The organism is Mucilaginibacter sp. HD30, assembly GCF_054061755.1.
On sequence record NZ_JBSSEO010000001.1, the window covers coordinates 4502542 to 4516902 of the forward strand.

The 14361-nt window shown below is 42.0% G+C and carries 9 protein-coding genes; 5 read left to right on the top strand and 4 right to left on the bottom strand.

The genetic code is table 11. From position 1 onward, the window contains the following. Positions 1-6 precede the first annotated feature (6 nt). The 4 genes from ACVW2L_RS21175 to ACVW2L_RS21190 form a co-directional block, all read right to left on the bottom strand. Positions 7-4077, bottom strand: a complete 4071-nt coding sequence (locus ACVW2L_RS21175) for an FtsW/RodA/SpoVE family cell cycle protein (protein WP_457129935.1) — start codon at positions 4075-4077, stop codon at positions 7-9. Beyond that, positions 4064-5506: a PP2C family protein-serine/threonine phosphatase gene (locus ACVW2L_RS21180; protein ID WP_457129936.1), complete on the bottom strand. Its 1443-nt coding sequence runs from the start codon at positions 5504-5506 to the stop codon at positions 4064-4066. The genes ACVW2L_RS21175 and ACVW2L_RS21180 overlap by 14 nt, the downstream gene beginning before the upstream one ends. 92 nt (positions 5507-5598) lie before the next feature. Beyond that, on the bottom strand, positions 5599-6543 hold the full coding sequence (locus ACVW2L_RS21185; RefSeq protein WP_457129937.1) for a hypothetical protein: 945 nt from the start codon (positions 6541-6543) through the stop codon (positions 5599-5601). A gap of 62 nt (positions 6544-6605) precedes the next feature. Next, entirely contained in the window at positions 6606-7925 is a 1320-nt protein-coding gene (locus ACVW2L_RS21190; protein ID WP_457129938.1) for a serine/threonine protein kinase, read from the bottom strand. Positions 7926-8074: 149 nt separating this feature from the next. Between ACVW2L_RS21190 and ACVW2L_RS21195 the strand changes: the two genes are divergently transcribed. From ACVW2L_RS21195 to ACVW2L_RS21215, 5 genes are all read left to right on the top strand, one after another. Beyond that, positions 8075-9031 carry a hypothetical protein gene (locus tag ACVW2L_RS21195; RefSeq protein WP_457129939.1) on the top strand — a complete coding sequence of 319 codons (957 nt, stop codon included), beginning with the start codon at positions 8075-8077 and terminating at the stop codon, positions 9029-9031. Positions 9032-9444: 413 nt separating this feature from the next. Next, positions 9445-10242 (top strand): glycosyltransferase family 2 protein, encoded by a 798-nt coding sequence (locus ACVW2L_RS21200; protein ID WP_457129940.1) that lies wholly within the window; start codon positions 9445-9447, stop codon positions 10240-10242. A 10-nt stretch (positions 10243-10252) separates the two neighbouring features. Continuing rightward, positions 10253-11659: a lipopolysaccharide biosynthesis protein gene (locus ACVW2L_RS21205; RefSeq protein ID WP_457129941.1), complete on the top strand. Its 1407-nt coding sequence runs from the start codon at positions 10253-10255 to the stop codon at positions 11657-11659. Between the two features lie 109 nt (positions 11660-11768). Further along, complete coding sequence (locus tag ACVW2L_RS21210) at positions 11769-13412, top strand: hypothetical protein (RefSeq protein ID WP_457129942.1); 1644 nt, start codon at positions 11769-11771, stop codon at positions 13410-13412. Further along, on the top strand, positions 13402-14361 hold the full coding sequence (locus ACVW2L_RS21215) for a glycosyltransferase (protein WP_457129943.1): 960 nt from the start codon (positions 13402-13404) through the stop codon (positions 14359-14361). The genes ACVW2L_RS21210 and ACVW2L_RS21215 overlap by 11 nt, the downstream gene beginning before the upstream one ends.

Consider the following 14361-nt stretch of genomic DNA (forward strand, 5'->3'; position numbering starts at 1 on the left):
TAACTGTTATTCTTTTGTTTGTTGAGTGATATCTTTAATATAACCCTTTTTTAGCAAAAATGGTATAACGTGCCTGCCCGCCAGATGAACGGCATCTGAAGAGCCTTTAGTTGATTCGATACGCACGCAAACCACAATATTGCCTTTATATTTAGCCATAGGAGCAAAAAACACATACCAGCCATCATTTATTTGCTCTTTTTTCCAGATTCGTTCTGGCGTACCTGTTTTACCTGCAACTGAAAGCCCCAATGTATATGCCTTAGGCGCACTTTGTTCTATCATGTATTCGCGTAAAAGCTGCGCGTATTTGGGATCGTTGGCCAATTTTATTCCCGAGTTCACAGGTGCCAGCGAGTCGCTCACTTTCAACACATAACGATTATTTACCATAACACCGTTATTGGCAACGCCCGATATTAACCTGGCGACCGCGGCAGGCGAAGCAATTAACTCGCCCTGACCCCACGCCATGCCAGATATTCCTTTAGCCCGGGTAAGGCGTATGTTATTGGGGTTATAACGTGGTTTTGTGTTAAACTCGGTTTTGCGCCATAGTTCCCGCCACTTTTCTTCTCCGGACGGGTTCTCGTCGGGTTTATTATAATAATAACCACCTACGCCGTGTAAAAACATACCGGTTTTTAGGTAAAGGTCGCCCATTTGTTCCTCCAGATGTTCCTGGTTGGCCAATTTTATAAAGTAAACGTTATTAGATTTTACCAAACCGCGTCGCAGATCTATTACACCGGTTTCATCAGGCTCCAACCCTTTGGTCCTGATACGCTCCCATGAGGCTACCGTGTATCGTTTTTTAGCAGCTTCCAATCCCAGTTTATTAAAGGCTGCCATAGAGGTAAGCACTTTGGCAGTAGAACCTGGTTGGGTGAAATGTGTGAAACCCAGATCAGAAGTGGTCATCCATTGCGATAGTTGGTTTTGCTCCGCATAGCTCATGGTCAGTTTCTCCCAATTGTGTACCGGCGGCAACGGATAAACAGCTGATGTGAGCACATCGCCTGTGTTAGCCTGCATTATAACTACCGATACGCGATTATCATTTAATGAAGTATCCGTAGCGATAGAGCGTTGTATACTGGTCTGTAAACCGGCATCCATTGTTAGCTTCACATCGCGGTTGCGGGCTTTAAACGCTTCTACTTCAGCGCTGTTTATCCCGGCAAGCAGCAGTGGCGCAAGTGCTTTATAGTCTTTTTTAACAACGGTCATTTCCTTTACACCGCGGGCCAGATACCTGTTCTCGGCATATCGCTTAGCTATGGCAGAGAACCGTTTTGTAGGCATGTCAAAACCGCGTAGTTCTGCAGCGTGTTCATATTCTGCAAAGTAGCCGTTTACGCTGCCGTTAAACACCCCCGTGTTTGCGTCGCCCGTCCAAAAAAACATTTGATCATCAAAAGGATAGTATCTGTTAACCCTTTTATGCATTGCAGAGTCGAGATTGTAATTTTCAATTCCTGCGCCGTATAATTTAAAACGCTGCTTTTTAACTGTGGCAGCATCGCTGGTTGCCAGCAGTACTCCGTTACGGTCAAACAGTGATCCTGCTTTAAGTTTATTCATTAAAATTGCGATGCGCGGATTGTAGCTGAACATGCGTGCGCCACTGCGGTCGGCAACCAGTGATGGCTGCACCACCCACACTTTATTATTAAATAAATAACGCGAGATATTAACGGTTAACAGCAATATGCCTAAACAGGCCGCTATAAGGGCAGGTACCAGATTTTTATCCTGTTGTTTGGAAATATAGGTTATCTGTACCGGTGTGCCTTTTACCCTTGATGCCGATAGTAAAAACCCGGAAGCAAGTAAATTGGCAACTAATGACGAGCCCCCATAACTTTGAAATGGCAGCGACACACCTGATAAAGGTAATGCACCGGTTGATCCGCCGGCAATAAGCAGAAATTGTACAAAAGTTGATATGCCGATACCCGCACATAAGTAAAAAAGAAAAGGGGTACCCGTTCGCCTCCCAATAATGATGGCGCGGTGCAGGTATAATAGAAACAGGATAAATATGGTTATGATACCTACCCAGCCAAATTCTTCCCCCATAGAAGGAAGGATCATATCTGTATGGGCCTCGGGAATAGTTTTGGCAAATCCCTCACCAACACCTTGCCCGCTGATGCCACCACCAGACATGGCCCAGAGGCCGTTGGCTACCTGGTCGCCGCCATAAACCTCATTGTTCCAGGCATCCTGCCAAATGGCTTTACGGTCAACCAAGCGCTGTACCGGGCCTGGGAAAAGCTTTTCCAGATAGGGAACCTGATCGATGGTTAAAAATGCGGCCATTATCACCAATACCATTATGGCCGACTCGCTTAGTTGCTTGCGTTGAAACAGCATCAGCAAGGCCACAACCCCTAAGGTCACTCCGGTGGAAAGCCAAACGCTATTGAAGATCCATGATGCAATTACATAAAGCACAACGGCTATAGCCATAAACATAAAGTCGCCACGAGAGAACGAGAACAGCGCTATGAACGTAAAGCATACCACCATTGCCGGTCCCAGATCGCCCAAAATCAAAAACAACATTAATGTTACCAGGGTAGATACTAACGCGAATGAAAAGAACGACCAGCGTTTTTTCCAGCTGGTATATTCGCTGATAAGTTTTTCGTTAACAGCGAAAAAGCCTGCCAGGAAAAGAATGATAAGGTATTTAACAACCTCGCTGGGCTGAAAGCCAAACAAGTTGACTTTTACACCGCTTCCCTCGGGTCCTGTGCCAAACCTTATTGTTAAAGCCAGCAGGCAGATAGCCGAAACTATCCAGGGCCATCCATTCGCCGCGGAGGTAACGTTTTTAAACACCAGCATGCGGTATAACCGCGAATCGGTATTAAAACGCCGCAGCTGAATAGTAAGCATAACCAACATTGCAACTAAGCCTATGGCCAGATAAATAAGACTATCTTTAGCTAAAAACCTGTCGCGTAAGGGGTCCTGCAAACTCAGCATTGTTAAAAACGACAGACCGGTTAGCAGCATAATAACAGGTAGAATAAACTGATCGACAGCGCTGAATTTCCATGAAAGGATGATGTGCATCACTACAAATGCGCCTACAAAGCTTGATGCAACAATTAAAAACCACGCGTTAAATTCCTGCGGGGTGCGTATGATGAGTGATCTTTCTTTCTTTAAGATGTTAAAATCGCGCGTGGAGAAAAGCCTGATGGTATGCGGCCTTTGTTGAAAGGTAAAGGATGCATCGTCATCTAGACTTTGAACTCCCTGCGACGAGCCAAACTGATATCCCGGCTGCAAGGGCAATACCTTAAAAGCTTTATTGTCTGGCAGGCTTTTAAAGTTAAAGTGGCCTGCATCATCGGTTCGGGCGTATGCGCTTAGTTCCTGCAAATGCTTTTTACCCGCGCTATCAGGCATGTAAACTGTAGCTACACCGTTAGCTGTTGATGTTATGAGTTTAATATCTTCGGTAGGTTCGCTATTAAAAATACTGTCTTGCGGTAATATCAACTCCAGCTTTACCAATACACCCGGTACGGGGACGTCTTTATTTAAAATGGATCCGCTGATGGAATAACTGCCCATTTTTAAATCGTTAGTTGCAGTGAACCACCGCACTTTCTTGCTTAACTCCTCATCAAAACGTAAAGAATCATCGCCTGTATAACCTAACAGGGATCGTGATGCCTCAACACGCGACTTAAAAGATTCCCCGCCTTTTGCATAAGCCTCGTCTGCCGAAATATCAAAGCGTCGTTTATTCAGTTCACCAATATTATCAATTTGCTCTCCAGGCTTAAGAGCGCCTGCTACAGTTGCTTCTATCAGGTCAATATCCCGCTTGTCATCAAAATAATAGCCTTTTTCAAGCAGGTGCCTTATAGACGCGGCGGGGTTTTTGGCATTTAAATTGATCATGGTGCCATCTTTCAGGCGCGCGTCTACATCCGCAAAACGCGTTTGTAATACGGTGTATAACCTGAAGAAAAACAGCGATAATAGAATTGCTGCAAACAGTAAAAACCAGCGTTCAGTGTTTCGGTTAGGCGCTACGCTATCTTTTTCCATTTGTATTTACGCGGGGTTTAGATACAGAATCGCCGGGCATTATTAAAACAGGTAATCTGGCTGTTACATTGGCCTTGCCACCAAAACGGTACCTGTTCAAAACCGGAAACGTGCTGCCAACAAAATGGGTGTTTTTTAATACCAGCGTTGTATTGTTAACATACATGGCGGTAGCAAAATCATTAAACTGCAAGCTATCTAACACAGTTATTTTAGCTGAAGACGCTATTACCAAGGCCGGGCCGTGGTAGGCGGTATCGCGCTGTAAAACTATATTGCCTTTTGCTTTTATAAAAACACTGTCGTCTTTTATAAATAATGTGTCGCTGATAATTATGGGGCTTTTAAATATGCTGTCAGATAGTATAAGCGTGTCTCCTTTGGCATTGTCAAAAGCATCCTGTAATAAAATTTCCTGCTCATTACGTGGTGCACGTGTGGTTGTTGCCTTTTCGGCAGGTTTGTATTTTTGCCACTGCTGGTAGAGCCAAACTGACGAGCCCAGCAGAACAAGGCAAATAACACCTAAAATTAATGTTAAGCTGCTGCTTTGTTTAACTGGTGCCACCGGGGTTGGGTGCGTTCGTGGTTTCTCGTCGGGTACAATCAACGTGTCTTTATTTACCTCAATAGTTTTTTTTTCTGCGGATGCCGGTTTAGTTACATCAACACGTTTCGGGGCCTTGTCGTTTTTTACTAAAACAACAGTAATGTTATCATTGCCACCGTTGTTATTGGCGGTTTCAACAAGTGCCGTTACTTTCTGCTCCAGCGTATCGTCACCGGTTATTATATCGGTGATGTCATTCTTGTCTACCATGTCGGTCAAGCCATCACTGCACAGTAATAACATATCGCCAGGCAAGAAAGGCGATTGCCCTGTTTCTATATAAGTATCGTCTGTGTCTATCTCATTGCTGAACCCCAATGCTTTATTGATCTCGTTACGCTTTGGGTGCTTCATGGCTGCAGCTTCGGTAAGCCGACCCGAATCTTCCAGGTATCCCACAAATGAATGGTCCTTTGATATTTTTATCAGGGAGCCATCGCGCAGCAAATACAATCGGGTATCGCCCACATGAGCATAAACAAACTGATTGTTTTGTGTATCAGCAACAACCAATGTTGCCACGCAGGCCATTTGTTCGTGTTCCTTATTGGCTTGCCTTTCGGAAAATATCTTGGCGTTAGCTTGCTTAAAAGCTGATATCATTTCAGAGATCAGATCTCCTTTGTCTTTTTCAAGCTCTTTCAGGATCTCTTCTCTTGCTATGGCCGCGGCAACTTCTCCGCCGTGGTACCCGCCTACGCCATCAATTACACAAGCCAGTATATACCGTTTATTTAAAATATACTGAGCAATAAAGGTATCCTCATTATTGTCGCGTACTTTGCCGGTATCTGTTAGTCCAAAAAAGTTTTCAGCCATCTTGTTTACCCGATTTTTTGATGTCGATAAAATGTATTGCCAGTAGACCAACAACAAGTACTAACAATGCAATTGACAAGCCGTGCGACATACTATGATTTAAATAAGTTAACGCCAATTATTCCGTTTAACAGCAGCCGCGAATTAACCGGAAGTTCTGTCCAAACCGGTGCATTTACATCGCTTCTGTTTACTGTCACTTCGTTCATGGTAGTAATCTCGCCAAACGAAGCAAGGTAAAATTTGCCATCGGCTTTGTTATATTTAATTTGCAGATGCGGCGAGTTAACCCATTCTGAAGGAATAATAAAAACATTTGCATCGTCGCGCGTCTCATCACTGCCTGATATAACCATATCATCCTCCTTCATCAAATATTCCACCTTTTTACCCGAAAACTGTTTATCGGGAATAATGGTTTCTAAACGGGCCAGTACTTTATTGCTTACTGTCTTTTCGTCTGCGTACTCTAATTCCTCTTCGTAGGGTAATTCCATGTAGCCATCGCTGTAGTAGGTGAAGCCCTTTAAAATATCATTGTTAACATCAAATGTTTGTGCAATACCTGTTTGCCGTGGAATAAACGTTACGCGCAGGTTTTCTGCTTTTTGATTATTATCCGGTAATAACTTTCCTATAAATCCTTTATCGCCCCTTACGTAATCCGGGTGCGACACCAGCCTGAAAACCCATTTTGAGCCCGATGGTTCAACTGTTTTACCTGCGGTTCGGTGTTCTTTTAAAATTTCGTAGAATTTTTTTACAGTTTCTTTGGCAATCAAACCAAAAATCCCTTGTCTGTTTTCAACAAATTCCCGATAATCTTCGGCGTTAAAGCTGATAATAAATTCGTGGTAAAACACAACCCGGTTACCGAAAGATAGTTCTCTTATAGAATCGGTAAATTTTTCAATAATATACTTATAAACAACATCAGGTGTAAGGGCAGCGGTCTTTCCATTTATACCGGATGTTTCATTAGTTAAAAACCAATCCTGAATACCTAAGCGTTGCCAAAAATTTCCTTTTGTTTCCATGAATTATTGTGAGTATGTGTACTGAACATTTTACTGTAGCAGATGTTTGTGATGCGTTACGATTAAAACTCCTGTGGCGCTAAAGAGGTATCGGGCGTAAGATCTTCTGTCGTGTCCGATTCGGTTACTGCCTTTTTTGTTGTAACAGTGTCTCGTTCTGCAGGCCTGTCATCATTGTAAACAGGTTGCGGTTCTTCCCCCTGTATAGTGTCTTGCAAATACTTTGATGAATCAACCTTAGCTACATTGGCATTTGCTGAGCTGTCTTTGATAAACAACAGATAGCCGGATAATAACATAAATACTATCATCAGCGCAAATATGCCGTTAAAAAAAGCTTTCGATACCGGCGCATTTAATCCATTTGACCTTATTTCGGGTTGTGGTTGCAGGGCCAATGCTTGTTGTAACCTGCGGTTTTCTTCCTGCAAGGCAATAATTTCAGGTTGCAGAGCCGGTATTGCATTGATGCCCACCGACATGCTTCCCTTCACAATAGCATCATGAAGTTCGGCGCCGCTTTCAAACCTGTCTTCCGGTTTTTTTTGCAAGCATTTTGTTAGTATCTCCAACAACCATGCGGGTACGTGCATTTCGTCGTCCTTTTTTTCTTTGGTCCAGCTTTTTGGCAGGTTGGCCTTTCGGAGCGTCATCACATCGGGCACTTTTTCTTCAAGGTGGCCCACCATTACCGCATTGCGCGCTGTATCGCTACCTCTGTTCAAAGGGAAAGGTACCTGGCCGCCAAGCAACTCATATAATATCACGCCAAAGCTGTAAACATCGGTTTGCAAAAGCATTTTACCCTCGTTCTGCTCAGGAGCCATAAACTCTACGGCGCCAGCATGGCGTATGCTTGTGCGGCGCTGCTCCTCGCTCATAATGGCAAGGCCAAAATCAAGCAACACATAATTGCCGGTGTGCGAGTTATACTTTATGTTATCGCTTTTTATATCACCATGTTTAACCCCAACTTTATGGCAATGGGCAAGCGCGCAGGCCAGTTGCTCGGCTACTTTTAAAGCTTCTTTAAGTGTAAATATTTTTTCATTCGGAGCGGTAAGCAACTCACTCAGATCGGGCCCCTCAATGTATTCCATTTCGATATAAGGGAACGAGCCGCTTTCTGTAATTCCCGAACTCAATATTTTAACAATATTGGGGTTCGGAATTTCATTCACCTTTTGCAGCTTGGCAACCTCGTTTTGAAAGTTGCGATAGTTTTTATCCTGCGGGTCCTCAGTATGGATTGGTGTGGGTATAAGTTTTACAGCCGTGTAAATAATGCCTTTACGTCTGCCCTTATAAACGGAACCTTGCCCGCCCGTGCGTAAGGCCCCTAAATTTTCAAGACCATCTGCTATTGTAAACACTTTACTCATACGTAGTAAATTTACATTTAATAAGGGTGTTTTGTTGTAATTCAAATGAAATTTCATTAAATCATAATATGATTTAACTGTTTATAGTATTGATATTTTAAAATGCTATCAGTTAAATAAGTAAATTTGATAACCTTGCAGATATGCCCTTGAAAAAACTTTTATACACTTTTCTATTTTTATTATCGGTTACCATTGTCAGGGCACAGCACCCTAAACCCGATACTGTTAAAGCCGGTGTCTACATCACCAGTATACATGATATTGATTTTAAAGAAAAAGAATACACCGTAAACCTTTGGCTGTGGCTTAAATACAAAGACAAAAAGTTTGATTTTGTACAGAATTTGGAAGTGCCGCAGGCAAAATCAGTGGTTAAATCCTACTCAACTATTGACAGTACCGGGGGGAAGATATACCTTTTGATGAAGCTGCAATGTGTGATGAAGGATTCGTGGGCCATAGATAATTTTCCTTTTGACAGCCAGAAGCTGCGCTTCTCCATAGAAAACTCACAGTTTGATTCTGATGCGCTGGTTTTTTCTGCTGATACCCTGGGTAACCATTTCGACCCGCGTTTTACCTTGCGCGGCTGGAATGTAGACAGTATTAATGTAACAACAGGCACTAAAGTTTACGAAACCGGCTTTGGCGATGAGTCGCTTGTTAAGCCGCATACCGAATACAGTAACTTTAAAGTTCTTTTACGGATTAACCGCGATGCTACAGGCTTGTTCTGGAAAATGTTTTTGGGTATGTATGTGGCATTTTTAATTGCCTATATGTGTTTTTATATACATACAGACAGCATTGACTCCCGATTTGGCCTAAGCGTAGGCGCGTTATTTGCAGTTATTGGTAATAAGTATATTGTTGATTCATCATTACCAGACTCAACAACATTTACACTGGTTGATACACTACATTGCCTTACTTTGTTGTTTATTTTAACCGTTATAATGGCGACAGCCTATTCGTTAAAATTGATTAAAAAAGGTAAGCCTGCGCAGGCACAAAAATTTGATTTTATTATAGCCCAGATTTTATTGGCGAGCTATGTAATTTTAAACGCTTGGTTTATTTATAAGGCAAGTTCGGTGGTGTAATTAACGCGTGGTGTTGCAGAAAATATGTATTACCCATGTTGTTAATACATAATCAGCTTATTTCCAAATATTTGCGATTTTAATTGCAATAACTTATTCGTCAGGAAAATCAGCTATAAAATACAGTTAAATAGCTGATTACAAGCACATTTAAAAAGACATAAATTGCCCGTTTTTTGCAACAGATTAGCAACACTTTAGCAACACAATAGCAACAGTTTTGCAACAGCAAAAACGCGTTACTTCAGTTGGTTTCAGCATAATTCCACCCATCAAAAGCACATTTCTCGGGTAAGATCATTACAACTCTCTCATCGCAACGGCTGTATCAAATATCAACTGTCAGGCAACCTTTAGTGCGTACTTTGCGTGATACGTAATACAAAGCCGTCAGGGTTATAAAACGTACACACATGATTCCTATATCAATAGTTATTATCACAAAAAACGAAGCCGAGATCATCGAAAAAAGCATCAACGCAGCAAAACTTATAACCGACGATATTATAATAATTGATAACGACAGCGCCGACGGTACTGAGGGTATAGCCCTTGCAAATGGCTGCAGGGTTTATCAAAAAAGCTGGGGAGGCTATGGGGCCAATAAAAATAAAGGAAGTGACCTGGCTGCGTACAATTGGATACTGAGTATTGATGCGGATGAAGTACCCGATATAGAATTAGTGTTGGCCCTGCACGATCTGAAACTTGATGATGAGCAGGTGGTATATGACATAAAGTTCAGGTCGTTCTTTGGTAAAAGGCGCATACGTTTTGGTAATTGGGGCCGCGATCATCATATCCGTCTTTTTAATAAGAAACACGTAAAATGGTCTGAACCCTTAGTGCATGAAACATTAATACTACAGGGGCAGGTTAAAATAGCAGCACTTACAGGCAGCATCAATCATTATTCTGTGAAAGACAGTTTTGAGTGTGACAGTAAGGCTATTTACTATGCTAAACTAAGTGCGGCCAAATACTATCAAGTTGGGAAACGGGCCAGTTTTGTTAACATGTATTTATCGCCGTTTTTCAATTTTTTTCGGAATTATATATTGCTTTTAGGTTTTTTAGATGGCCGCGAGGGTTGGGTTATAGCAAAAACCATTTATAAAAACCGTTGGCTTAAATACCACTATTTAAATCAAATGGCCCGCAGCTACAGCAAAAACGAACATTTGGAACGTGACCTTGCGGTTGAATACTAGCAGCATCGGCATGAAGTCAAAGCTTATTCAAAATCTTTCCGCCAACACCTTACAGCTGGTGCTTAACCAGGTGCTGGGGGTTGGCATATTCCTTTTGTTATCAACCACCTTAAATAAAACAGATTTTGGCTGGCTTAACCTAACATTGGCCATACTGTTGGCTGTATTTAACATACTTTCAGTCGGTATGGATCAGCTCATCATAAAGAAGGTTGCCGCTGGCGGGGATAAACAGCATATGCTTTCAATATATTTATCCCATGTGTTGCTTGTCGGTTTGTTGTTTTATAGCATACTGATAACCGGCTGGTTGATCTTACCAAAGGGCGCGATTTATGATTTGGTGTTATTAATTGGTATAGGAAAACTGCTGATGTTTTTCTCTACCCCTTTTAAACAGGTAACAAGCGGGTTAGAACAATTTAAACTATTAGCTTATATGCTGCTGGTTTCAAACTTTGTGCGATTTATTGGCTTAATAATTTTATTGGTTTTACATATTATAAGCTTGGCCAATTTGGCAGCAGTATTTGTTGTTGGTGATTTGATGGAGCTGCTTTTGAGTATTCTGCTTTTTAAAAAAGCAAATAGTACAATAGCCATTAAATGGTATAAAACGGATTATTTAAAACTACTACGCGAGGCCCTGCCGCAAAGCGGCGTTGTTATTATTACCGCTGCATTGGCCCGGCTTGACTGGATATTTATCGGGATTTTTCTTTCGGCCGCTAAGTTGGCAGAGTATAGTTTTGCCTATAAGATATTTGAAATGGCAACACTTCCGCTACTGGCCATTGCCCCATTGCTTATCCCGCGTTTCACTAAGCTGTTTACGGGCAGGGATGTAGACACGTCCGGAATTCAACTTTTATTGAGAGCAGAATTAATAATTGCAGCGTTTATTGGTTTGTTGTTAAATGTTTGCTGGGCTCCGGTTATTGATGCCATTACCGCCGGCAAATACGGGGCAGTTAACACCAAAACCATTTTTATTTTAAGCTTATGTATGCCGCTGTTATACCTGCAAAATTTTTTCTGGACCATTTACTTTGCCCAGGGCCGCTTAAAAATGATATTGCATTCATTTATAGTAACCTTGATAGTAAATGTAGTTGCCGATGTTATACTGATTCCGCTCTATCAAAATGAAGGCGCGGCTACAGGCTTTTTGTTATCGTGTTCGGCACAGATTATCTTCTTCTTCCAAAAAAATAAAATACCCCGGCTTGGCAATAGCTGGCAGCCTTTAATTGTATGCGCCCTCTGTGCATTGTTGAGCGGATGCGCTGCAAAATTTATTTTCCCTGCGGGCTGGGTGGCATTGCCGGTTAGCGTTGTTTTTTACCTCGTAGCATTAGTCATTACCGGTACTTTAAGGTTTAACGATAAAGACAAATTGAAGCTGGTTTTAAGCTAATATATCATTCCACATAGGCAACCAAGGTTCGTTTCCGGTCGTAATCATTTTTGAAAAACAGCGCGTTTACATTAGGCGCCTGTAACTAAAAACCAGTGAAGCACCGGGAATGTATAATAGCCTAAAAAAGATAGACCTGAAAAAGCTCCGCGGCTTTGCCGACTGGAAATTGCTATTGCTATTGTTGCTGTTTCTGAATGTAAAACTGGCAATTAAGATCCCGGCCATAGTCATCGTCTATTTGCTGGACACCAATTTTCGATTTGGTTTCAGCTTAAGAAATTCAAGAATACCCCTGTTTTACCCTGTTATTATTTTAATAGCGCTGATAGCTGTTATAATTAACAAAGATTATAATGCGCCTAACTACCTGCTTGTTTTTGGTATGGGTATTCTGTTTTGGCTGCTGTGCATACTGGCTGTTCACCAGGTAAAGTTATCGGTTGAAAAAAACGCCGTCGAAACTATCCACAGAACGCTGCTGATCTTTTTTATAATAAACGCAGTCTTTTCGCTGCTTAACCTCGCAGCTATATTAATTGAGATTGGCGCTGTAAATCCCTATACCTACCGCGGGCAATATCAAAAATACTTTTTAAGTACTGGCGATTTCATCAAAGGGCTAACCTTTGATACCTCTACCAACAACGCTATTATAAGCGCCTTCGGGGTCATTTACTACTACATGCTTAAAAAGCCTTTCATGTTGCTAACATGCATGGTAGTATTGCTTTTAACGGGAAGCAACTTTACCAATTTGGCATTGCTTATCATACTGATACCGCTGTTTATATTTAAAAGCGACCGGGATCAGAAAAGTCTTTTAATGGTTTGCGGGATGCTCTTTGTGGTGTTTATGACTAAAATATCGCCCGAGAACAACAAGTATGTTGTAGACACTTTTAAAAATATCGCCCACGTAAAAAGCCCGCCCGTAAAACCTGATACCCTGCCTATCCCTCTTACACTCCGTGCCGACAGTACATTAGATCATGAAGAAAAAAGACAAAAGCTTGCCCTGTTGTACCTGGATAGTTTGAGTGCCCAACGGACACCCCCGCCGCGCCTGGCGGTTAGTAAGAAAGTTTTTGTTACTGATGCAGGTCGCGTGTTTATACCTCCGCCTAATATACATACACCGCCTTTTCAGGGCCTGAAGGTTACCCCGGCAGAACAAATACCATTGGTTAAGTTTATCAGCGTACATAAGAAAGAGCTGCATCTGGCAGCGCAAGCCGAAGCTAACACCGCCTTACCCGGAAAGGTGCAAGGACATTTACAAACACTTATTTTCTTTTTACAGCATCCGTTTAAAATACTAACCGGCGACGGTATGGGTAATTTCTCATCAAAGCTGGCTTTTAGGGTAAGCGGTATTGGTGTTACGGGCACCTTCCCTGCTAAGTACGTTTATATTGATCCGGATTTTAAGGCAAACCACCTTGATCTGTATCTCGAGTTTTTCAGCAAGCGCGGCGATTATCATTCTCTAACACATAGCCCGTTCTCTGTATACGATCAAATGCTGAGCGAATACGGCTTGTTGGGCTTTGCTGCCTTGTTTACTTTATACATAGCTTTTTTTGCCCGCCATTATAAGCTGCTCACTTATGGCATTCCCATCATTGCGCTGGTATTAATAGTGTTTTTTGTGGACTACTGGTTTGAGCAATTATCTGTTTTGGTACTGTTTGAATTGATGCTTTTTTTGAATTTAAAGGAGGGCCAAAAACGTGTTGAGTATGCAGGTTGATCCCACAATAACCGTTTTAATGCCGGCTTATAACGCCGAATGCTACATAGCCGAAGCTATTGATTCGGTGCTACAGCAAACTTATACCAATTTTGAAATGATAATTGTGAATGATGGTTCAACCGACAATACTGTGAACATCATTAATAGCTTTAACGACCCGCGTATCAGGATCATAAATCAGGATAACCAGGGCGTGGCGGCAGCGCTTAACAATGGCTTAAAAAACGCTAACGCATTGTACATAGCTCGCTTTGATGCCGATGATATTTGTTACCCGCAGCGCCTGGAAAAACAGCTTTCATTTTTACAAAACAACCCTGATTATATTTTGGTAGGCAGTGATGCTGAATATATCTCTGCCGGCGGCGATCATCTGTTCAATTTTGAATGTATTGCACATACGCACGAAGAAATTATACAGAAAATGTATTTCTACTGCCCGTTTGTACACCCGGCCGTGATGTATAAAAAAGATAGCATAGTTAGTTTGGGTGGATACCCTGAAAATGCGCATAATTTTGAGGATTATTTGCTGTGGACCAACATTGCCAAAGCCGGAAAGCTATATAATCTTAATGAGCCCCTCATCAAATACAGGCTGAACCCGACATCGGCAACCATCGACGAAAAATGGCGCGGTAAAAGATTTCGCAGCCTGAAAAGGAACGCGGTATTGCGCGGAGTAGTTACAACAGCCGAAGGTGAAGAACTGCTGGCCATTATAAAAGATCAGGATACAAGAAAAATACGCGAAAGCGCTTATCATGCCCTATGCGGTAAAAAATTCCTTACAGATAATTATCAGCCGCAAATATCGCGTGGGCATATAAGTCGCGCTATTAAAATATTTCCACAGCGGTTTGATAACTATTTGCTGTACACGCTGAGTTTTCTCCCTCAAAAGCTAATTGCCTTTATGCATAAACTAAGCCCAAACCGCCTGTAA

Bases quoted from the DNA above. Each gene is read 5' to 3' on its own strand.
- ACVW2L_RS21185 (WP_457129937.1), bottom strand. From the start codon at position 6,543: ATGGAAACAAAAGGAAATTTTTGGCAACGCTTAGGTATTCAGGATTGG.
- ACVW2L_RS21200 (WP_457129940.1), top strand. From the start codon at position 9,445: ATGATTCCTATATCAATAGTTATTATCACAAAAAACGAAGCCGAGATC.
- ACVW2L_RS21190 (WP_457129938.1), bottom strand. From the start codon at position 7,925: ATGAGTAAAGTGTTTACAATAGCAGATGGTCTTGAAAATTTAGGGGCC.
- ACVW2L_RS21180 (WP_457129936.1), bottom strand. From the start codon at position 5,506: ATGGCTGAAAACTTTTTTGGACTAACAGATACCGGCAAAGTACGCGAC.
- ACVW2L_RS21215 (WP_457129943.1), top strand. From the start codon at position 13,402: ATGCAGGTTGATCCCACAATAACCGTTTTAATGCCGGCTTATAACGCC.
- ACVW2L_RS21210 (WP_457129942.1), top strand. From the start codon at position 11,769: ATGTATAATAGCCTAAAAAAGATAGACCTGAAAAAGCTCCGCGGCTTT.
- ACVW2L_RS21205 (WP_457129941.1), top strand. From the start codon at position 10,253: ATGAAGTCAAAGCTTATTCAAAATCTTTCCGCCAACACCTTACAGCTG.
- ACVW2L_RS21175 (WP_457129935.1), bottom strand. From the start codon at position 4,077: ATGGAAAAAGATAGCGTAGCGCCTAACCGAAACACTGAACGCTGGTTT.